Annotated in this window: 8 protein-coding genes and 1 riboswitch; of the genes, 7 read left to right on the top strand and 1 reads right to left on the bottom strand. The window is 74.0% G+C overall.

Annotated features, from left to right (window positions below):
* Nucleotides 1–342: 342 nt before the first annotated feature.
* On the bottom strand, nt 343–1,254 hold the full coding sequence (locus DQE82_RS29555) for a DUF559 domain-containing protein (protein ID WP_113974782.1): 912 nt from the start codon (nt 1,252–1,254) through the stop codon (nt 343–345).
* Nucleotides 1,255–1,372: 118 nt separating this feature from the next.
* Nucleotides 1,373–1,484: riboswitch (TPP riboswitch) on the top strand.
* Between DQE82_RS29555 and thiE the strand changes: the two genes are divergently transcribed.
* From thiE to thiC, 7 genes are all read left to right on the top strand, one after another.
* Nucleotides 1,479–2,105, top strand: coding sequence for a thiamine phosphate synthase (gene thiE, locus DQE82_RS29550; RefSeq protein WP_113974781.1), 627 nt, complete (start codon nt 1,479–1,481; stop codon nt 2,103–2,105). It overlaps the preceding riboswitch by 6 nt.
* Nucleotides 2,099–3,229 carry a glycine oxidase ThiO gene (thiO, locus tag DQE82_RS29545; protein ID WP_199496156.1) on the top strand — a complete coding sequence of 377 codons (1,131 nt, stop codon included), beginning with the start codon at nt 2,099–2,101 and terminating at the stop codon, nt 3,227–3,229. Before thiE ends, thiO begins: the two co-directional genes overlap by 7 nt.
* Nucleotides 3,220–3,420 (top strand): sulfur carrier protein ThiS, encoded by a 201-nt coding sequence (gene thiS / locus DQE82_RS29540; RefSeq protein WP_013288601.1) that lies wholly within the window; start codon nt 3,220–3,222, stop codon nt 3,418–3,420. The genes thiO and thiS overlap by 10 nt, the downstream gene beginning before the upstream one ends.
* Nucleotides 3,421–3,425: 5 nt before the next feature.
* Nucleotides 3,426–4,199 (top strand): thiazole synthase, encoded by a 774-nt coding sequence (locus DQE82_RS29535; RefSeq protein ID WP_043328260.1) that lies wholly within the window; start codon nt 3,426–3,428, stop codon nt 4,197–4,199.
* A 62-nt stretch (nt 4,200–4,261) separates the two neighbouring features.
* A complete protein-coding gene (locus tag DQE82_RS29530; protein ID WP_113974787.1) occupies nt 4,262–5,035 on the top strand; it encodes a thiamine phosphate synthase in 774 nt (257 codons plus the stop codon).
* Nucleotides 5,032–5,820, top strand: a complete 789-nt coding sequence (gene thiD, locus DQE82_RS29525) for a bifunctional hydroxymethylpyrimidine kinase/phosphomethylpyrimidine kinase (protein ID WP_113974779.1) — start codon at nt 5,032–5,034, stop codon at nt 5,818–5,820. The genes DQE82_RS29530 and thiD overlap by 4 nt, the downstream gene beginning before the upstream one ends.
* Nucleotides 5,821–5,837: 17 nt before the next feature.
* Nucleotides 5,838–7,421: a phosphomethylpyrimidine synthase ThiC gene (thiC, locus tag DQE82_RS29520; RefSeq protein ID WP_113974778.1), complete on the top strand. Its 1,584-nt coding sequence runs from the start codon at nt 5,838–5,840 to the stop codon at nt 7,419–7,421.
* The last annotated feature ends 46 nt before the right edge of the window (nt 7,422–7,467 follow it).

Here is a 7,467-nt window from a genome sequence, read left to right as displayed (position 1 = left end):
GCCCGCACGTGGACTGTGCGCCCTCGGTTGGGGGTGCGCCCGCGCGGCCTGCGCCCCATCAAGGCTCGCCCACGCGTCAGGCACCCATGGCGTGCCACCCACAGGCAGCGCTCACGACGAGTGGAACACGATGGGTGTTTGCGGGCGGGCCTCTGACGCCCGTGGTGTCTCGGGCGGCTCGACGGGTGGCGAGCCGGGGACCCAACGGGTGGCGGGCGGCGAAATGGGGGCCCGGTGGGTGGTGGGTGGTCCGGTGGGTGGTAGGTGGCGAAATGGGGGCCAGCGGTGACGTGTGGCGGGCCGGGGGCGTAGCGGGGTGAGGCTCGTGGCGGCGGGCGCGGATCAGTGGTTCGCCTCGGTGGCACGACGTTCTGCCAAGGCCTGGCGCACCAGGGCCACTGTGGCGTCGGGCCGGCGTAGCACGTCGTCGGCGGTGAAGCGGAGCACGAGCCACCCGGCCGCGCGCAGCGCGTTCAGGCGAGCCACGTCCCGGCGGAAGTGAGCCCGTTCGCGGTGGTGGTCGCCGTCGTACTCGACCGCGATGCGGAGCGCCGGCCAGGCCAGGTCCACCCGGGCCACGAAGCGTCCACCGGCGCGTACCTCGTGCTGAGCGGTGAGCGGGCCGAGGCCGGCGTCGAGCAGGAGCAGCCGCAGGCGAGTCTCCATCGGGGACTCGCTCAACGGCTCGGCCAGCGCCAGCACCTCGCGCAACAGCGGAGCGCCCGGCCAGCCCGGCCGGGCGGCGGCGTAGGCCCGCAGGGCGGGCAGCTTCACGGCCCGGCGACGCAGCAGCGCCTCGACGGCGACCAACGCCTCGGCGAGTGAGCCCTGCCGGCCCAGGTCGAACGCCGTGCGAAGGGGCGTGGTGACCGGCAGCCCGCCGACGAGGGTGCGGTCCCGCTCCGGCAGCGGTGACCGGACCAACCGCAACCGTGGGTGCGGTCGCAGCCGCGCAGCAGTCGGCAACAGTACTGTCACCGGCGCGTCGCGGGGGAGCACGTCCGCGCCGAACAACCACGCGGCGCTGCGCCCCGCCAGCACGACACCCGGCGGCAGGCGCAACGCCACCGCCTCGCACCACATCCGGTGGTCGTCGGCGCGGTACCCGTCGCGGTGCACGTACACGTCCGGCAGCAGGCGGATCCAGGTCTGCCCGCGCAGCATCGTCCAGGTGAGTAGCCCTTCGGAGACGGCGTCGCTGCCCCGGAACGGCAGGATCTCCAGGCGGCGCGGAACACGGGCGGGAACGGACACCCAGGCAGCGTGTCGTGACGGGACGGTCACCCGCTGCCCCGATCCGGCGGACGGCTGGTTCCTGGGAAAAACCTCACCCGGGCTTCCGTACGGGCTGGAGGCGTCGTACGGTAGGCCGCAAGTGACCCACGGGAGCCCGGTGCGGACCGGGCTGAGAGGGGGGCTGGGAGCCCCCGACCGTCGAACCTGATCCGGGTAATGCCGGCGCAGGGAGGAGCGTTGCCGTGCTGTCCCTGGGACGACTGCATCTCATCACCGACACCCGGCCGGGGCGTGACCCGCTCGCCGTGTTGCGTGCCGCACTGCCCGTGGCGGGCGCAGACCTCGTCGTGCAGGTGCGCGTGGAGGACGACGCCACCGACCGGGAGGCGTACGAGCTGGCCCGGCTGGTGGTCGACGCCTGCCGGCCGTACGGAGCACAGTGCCTGGTCAACGACCGGCTGCACGTGGCGCTCGCGGTGGACGCCGCCGGTGGCCACGTCGGCGCGGACGACCTGCCGGTGCGTGCCGCGCGCCGGGTGCTCGGCCCGGACGCGGTGCTCGGGGCGACCGCCCGCGAACCGGTGACCGCCCGGGCCGCGGTGGACGCGGGCGCGAGCTACCTGGGCGTGGGCCCGTGCCACGTCACCACCACCAAGTCCGGCCTGCCGGAACCGATCGGCCCCGAGGGGATACGCGCGGTCGCCGAAGCGGTGACCGTGCCGGTGATCGCGATCGGCGGGGTGACCGCCTCGAGCGTGCCGGAGCTGCGGGCCGCCGGGGCGTACGGGGTGGCGGTGGTCGGCGCGCTCAGCGGGGCAGCCGATCCCGCGCACGCCACCGCCGAGCTGCTGCGGGCCCTGACGTGTTAACAGGGGGCCCTTCCTCTACCGGAGGCGTTAACAGGGGGCCCTTCCTTAACGACGTGGCGGTGGTGGGGGGCGGGCCTGTCGGGTGGGCGATCGCGTGGCGGTGCGCGCAACGTGGACTGCGCGTGGTGGTGCACGACGACCGGCCCGGGTCGGGCGCGTCGTCGGTGGCCGCCGGGATGCTGTCGCCGGTCGCCGAGGCGTACTTCGGTGAGCACGAACTCACCGCGCTGCTCGTCGAGTCCGCCGCCCGCTGGCCCGGCTTCGCGACCGAGCTGGCCGAGGCGAGCGGCGTCGACATCGGCTATCGCACCGAGGGCACGCTCGTCGTCGGGCTCACCGCCGACGACCTGGCCGAGGCGAGGCGGCTGTGGTCGTACCAGCAGGGCCTGGAACTGCCGATCACGCCGCTGCGCCCGTCGGAGCTGCGCGACCGCGAGCCGGCGTTGGCGCCGCGCGTGCGCGGCGGCGCGGTGGCCCCCGGTGATCACCAGGTCGACCCGCGGCGGCTGGTCGCCGCGTTGCGCACGGCCGCGGAACGCGCCGGCGTGGAGCTGCGCCCGGCGCGCGTCGGCGCGCTGTCCGAGGTGGACGCGCGGGTCACTGTGGTCGCGGCCGGCTGCGGCGCGGCGGCGCTGACCGGCCTGCCGGTCCGCCCGGTGAAGGGCCAGGTGCTGCGGCTGCGCGCGCCGGGTGGCGGTCCGCCGGGCTTCCGGCACGTGATCCGGGGGTACGCGGACAGCGAGCCGGTCTACCTGGTGCCCCGGGACAGCGGCGAGGTCGTGGTCGGGGCGACGGTCGAGGAGCGCGCGGACACCGCTGTCACCGCCGGTGGCGTGCTGACACTGCTGCGCGCCGCCACGGAGCTGGTGCCGGAACTCGTCGAGTACGAGCTGGTGGAGGCAGTCGCCGGGCTGCGCCCCGGTACGCCGGACAACGCGCCGATCATCGGGCCGCTGCCCGGGCAGCCGGGTGTGCTCGCCGCGACCGGACATCACCGGCACGGCATCGTGCTCACCCCGGTCACCGCCGACCTGGTCACCGAGCTGATCGTCACCGGCGAGCCGGATCCCGCGCTCGCCCCCTTCACCCCGGACCGCTTCGGGAAGGAGCGCACGTGGAACTGATCGTCAACGGCACCGGCCGGACGCTGCCCGAGGGCGTCACCGTCGCCGAGGTGGTCCGCACCGTCACCGACCGGGAGCGCGGGCTCGCCGTGGCGGTGAACGGCGAGGTGGTGCCGCGCGGCGGCTGGTCGGCGAGCGTCCTGCGCGACGGCGACCGGGTCGAGGTGCTCAGCGCCACCCAGGGCGGGTGAGCAGGATGTCCACGCTTGAGATCGGCGGGGTCGGGTTCGGCTCCCGGCTCATCCTCGGCACCGGTGGCGCGGCGAACCTGCACGTGCTGGAGGCGGCGATCCGCGCGGCCGGCACCGAGCTGGTGACGCTGGCGCTGCGCCGGGTCGACACCACGCCCGGCGGGTCGGGTGGCCTGCTCGACCTGGTGGAGCGGTGCGGCGTACGGCTGCTGCCGAACACCGCCGGCTGCCGGACCGCTGTGGAGGCGGTGAAGACGGCGCACCTGGCCCGGGAGGCGTTCGACACCGACTGGGTGAAGCTTGAGGTGATCGGCGACGAGCGCACGCTCCTGCCCGACGGGGTGGAGCTGCTGCGCGCCGCCGAGGAGCTGGTCGCGGACGGGTTCACCGTGCTGCCGTACACGTCGGACGATCCGGTGCTCGCGCGGCGGCTGGCCGACGTGGGCTGCGCGGCGGTGATGCCGGCCGGGTCGCCGATCGGCTCCGGGCTGGGCATCGGCAACCCGCACCACATCCGGCTGATCCGGCAGGCGGTCGACGTGCCGGTGGTGCTCGACGCGGGCATCGGCACCGCCTCCGACGCCGCCCTCGCCATGGAGCTGGGTTGCGACGCGGTGCTGCTGGCGAGCGCCGTGACCCGGGCCGCCGACCCGGTCGCGATGGCCACGGCGATGCGCTACGCGGTCGAGGCCGGCCGCCTGGCGTACGGCGCCGGCCGCATCACCCGCCGCTTCCACGCCCTGCCGTCCACCCCCGACGAGGGACGGCCCGACCTGTGACCGCCTCACGCGTAGCGGATCTTGGTACGGAGGCGCCCCCCGAGGGGCGGCCGCGTACCAAGATCCAGGGCGGGCCGAGCGGGGTCGTGCTGCTGACCGATCGGCGGGTGGCCCGGGGGGCGCTCGTCGACGTGGTCGCGGCTGCCGTGGGTGGGGGAGTGCGGTGGGTGGTGCTGCGGGAGAAGGACCTGCCGCGCGCCGAACGCCTCGCGCTCGCCGTCGACCTGCGCGCGATCCTCGCCGACGCGGGCGGCGCGCTCGTCGTCGCCGGACCCGACCCGCTCGACGGGGACGCGGTGCACCTACCGGCTGCCGGCCCGTACCCGCCGCCCGCCGTCGGCCTGGTCGGCCGCTCCTGCCACGACACCGCCGAGCTGGCCCGCCTCACCACCGAGCACTACGCCACCCTGTCCCCGCTCTACGAGACAAAGACAAAACCCGGCTACGGCCCTGTGTTGGGACCGGGCGGATTGAGCGAGCTGATCGCGGTCAGCCCCGTGCCCGTCCTCGCGCTGGGCGGCATCGAGAACCCGGACCAGGTCCACGCATGCGTCGAGGCGGGCGCCGCCGGAGTAGCCGTGCTGGGCGCGATCATGCGCGCGGACGACCCGAGAGAAACCGCCACCACGCTGGGCAGAGCCTTCCAGGAGGCGGCCACCCACTTGGCGCGCACCCACCCCGCGCGATCCGACGCAAGCCCGCACGCGACAGGGCTGCGGCCGACCGTGCCCACGGAGGGATCAAGCCTGACCGCCCGGAGTGGGCACGGTCGGCCGCAGCCCCGAACCGCAACCACTGTCGGCCGCAGCCGTCAAACCACCGGAGAAGACCAGTGACGCCGAAAACAGTTCTCAGCATCGCCGGCTCCGACTCCGGAGCAGGCGCCGGCATCCAGGCCGACCTCAAGACGTTCGCCGCGCTCGGCGCGTACGGCACGAGCGTGCTCACCGCTGTCACCGCGCAGAGCACCAGGGGCGTGGACGCCGTCCTGCCGCTGCCCCCGCAGACGGTGCGCGACCAGATGGACAGCGTGCTCGGCGACTTCGACGTGCGGGCCGTGAAGAGCGGCATGCTCGGTACCCCGGCGGTCGCCGACGCGGTGGCCGAGGCGGCCCGGGCCGGGCGGCTGCCACACCTGGTCGTCGACCCGGTACTGGTTGCCACCAGTGGGCACCGGCTCGGCGTGGTGGAGGCGGTCGAGCGGCTCCTGCCGTACGCGGAAGTGGCGACGCCGAACTGCGCGGAGGCCGCGGCCCTCACCGGAGCCCCGGTGGGCACGGTCGAGGAAATGGTGGCGGCGGCCGAGGCGCTGGCGGCGCGCGGACCGGCGTTCGTGGTGGTGACCGGCGGTGACGTGGACGCCGACGGCGAGTCGGTGGACGTCCTGTCGGGCGGCGGAACCACTCGGCTGCTGCGCGCGCCCCGGGTGGACACCCGGCACAACCACGGCACCGGCTGTTCGTTCTCGGCCGCCGTCGCGGTCCGGCTCGCCGCGGGTGACGCGGTGCCGGTCGCGGTGGCGGTCGCCAAGGAGTACGTCACCCGCGCGCTGACCGGCGCGCGGACCTGGGAGCTGGGCGCGGGACGCGGCCCGCTGGACCACTTCGGCTGGTCCGCATGAGCGACAGGGAGGCTGTCATGCAGGCACGTCGCAAGGTGTACGTGGAAGGGTCACGCCCGGACATCCGGGTGCCGTTCGCCGAGGTGCCGCTGACCGGGGACAACCCACCGGTACGGCTCTACGACACCTCCGGTCCCGGCTCCGACCCGGAGGTGGGGCTGCCCGCGCTGCGCGGGCCGTGGATCGCCGAGCGCGGTGACGTCGCCCCGGTACGCGGCGCCGGTACGCCGCTGGCCGGAACCCGTCCGACTCAGCTCGCGTACGCGCGGGCCGGGATCGTCACGCCGGAGATGGAGTTCGTGGCGATCCGGGAGTCGGTGTCGCCGGAGTTCGTGCGGGACGAGATCGCGGCCGGTCGGGCCGTGCTGCCGCTGAACGTGAACCACCCGGAGTGCGAGCCGGCGATCATCGGCAAGGCGTTCCTGGTGAAGGTCAACGCGAACATCGGCACCTCGGCTGTCACCTCGTCGGTGGCCGAGGAGGTGGAGAAGCTGACCTGGGCCACGCGGTGGGGCGCGGACACCGTGATGGACCTGTCCACCGGCAAGCGTATTCACGAGACGCGCGAGGCGATCGTGCGGAACGCGCCGGTGCCGATCGGCACGGTGCCGATCTACCAGGCGCTGGAGAAGGTCGGCGGTGACCCGGTGAAGCTGAGCTGGGAGGTGTTCCGCGAGACCGTCATCGAGCAGGCGGAGCAGGGCGTCGACTACATGACCGTGCACGCCGGGGTGCTGCTGCCGTACGTGCCGCTGGCGGTGGACCGGGTGACGGGCATCGTGTCCCGGGGTGGCTCGATCATGGCGGCCTGGTGCCTGGCGCACCACGAGGAGAACTTCCTCTACACCAACTTCCGGGAGCTGTGTTCGCTGCTCGCGAAGTACGACGTGACGTTCTCCCTCGGTGACGGCCTGCGCCCCGGTTCCATCGCGGACGCCAACGACGAGGCGCAGTTCGCCGAGCTGCGCACGCTCGGCGAACTGACGAAGATCGCCTGGGAGTACGACGTCCAGGTGATGATCGAGGGCCCCGGGCACGTGCCGATGCACAAGATCAAGGAGAACGTGGACCTCCAGCAGGAGTGGTGCCACGAGGCGCCGTTCTACACGCTCGGGCCGCTGACCACCGACGTCGCGCCCGCGTACGACCACATCGCCTCGGCGATCGGCGCGGCGATGATCGGCATGTTCGGCACCGCCATGCTCTGCTACGTCACCCCGAAGGAGCACCTCGGGCTGCCCGACCGCGACGATGTGAAGGCGGGCGTGATCGCGTACAAGATCGCCGCGCACGCGGCCGACCTGGCCAAGGGGCACCCCGGCGCGCAGGCGTGGGACGACGCGCTCTCCAAGGCCCGGTTCGAGTTCCGCTGGGAAGACCAGTTCAACCTGGCGCTCGACCCGGAGACCGCACGGGCGTACCACGACGCGACGCTGCCCGCCGAGCCCGCCAAGACCGCGCACTTCTGCTCGATGTGCGGCCCGAAGTTCTGCTCCATGAAGATCACGCAGGAGTTGAAGGAGTACGCCGCGCGGGGCATGCGCGACAAGTCGGAGGAGTTCGTCGCCGGCGGGTCACGGGTCTACCTGCCACTGGCGTGACCGGAGCCGGGGCGGGCCTGGTGTCCCGGCCCGCCCCGGTGCTCGT

The sequence above is a fragment of the Micromonospora sp. LHW51205 genome (assembly GCF_003315815.1).
GTDB classification, from domain to species: Bacteria; Actinomycetota; Actinomycetes; order Mycobacteriales; family Micromonosporaceae; genus Micromonospora; species Micromonospora chalcea.
The sequence above is the reverse complement of the archived record's forward strand: the minus strand, read 5'-3'. Positions and strand labels throughout refer to the sequence as shown.